Source organism: Streptococcus oralis subsp. dentisani (assembly GCF_002096335.1).
GTDB classification, from domain to species: domain Bacteria; phylum Bacillota; class Bacilli; order Lactobacillales; family Streptococcaceae; genus Streptococcus; species Streptococcus oralis_Z.
Window position 1 is genome coordinate 1 of the sequence record NZ_NCUW01000016.1, and the last position, 339, is coordinate 339.

At 52.8% G+C, this 339-nt stretch carries 1 protein-coding gene; it reads right to left on the minus strand.

All coding sequences use genetic code 11. The features are described 5' to 3' along the window. Positions 1-339, minus strand: a 339-nt coding sequence (locus tag B7709_RS10170) for a hypothetical protein (protein ID WP_275655627.1), incomplete at both ends; no start/stop codon positions are given.

The window sequence follows — 339 nt, forward strand, 5'->3', positions numbered from 1 at the left end:
TTCAGCAAGTACGTCAGCGAGCGTATCTGCCTCAACAAGCGCTTCAGTTTCAGCAAGTACGTCAGCGAGCGCATCGGCTTCAACAAGTGCTTCAGCAAGCGCAAGTACGTCAGCGAGTGCGTCTGCCTCAACGAGTGCTTCAGTAAGCGCCAGCACATCAGCGAGCGTATCTGCCTCAACCAGTGCCTCAGTATCAGCTAGCACATCAGCAAGCGTATCTGCTTCAACGAGTGCCTCAGTAAGTGCAAGTACATCAGCGAGCGTATCTGCTTCAACGAGTGCTTCAGTATCAGCAAGTACGTCAGCGAGCGTATCTGCCTCAACAAGTGCCTCAGTAAG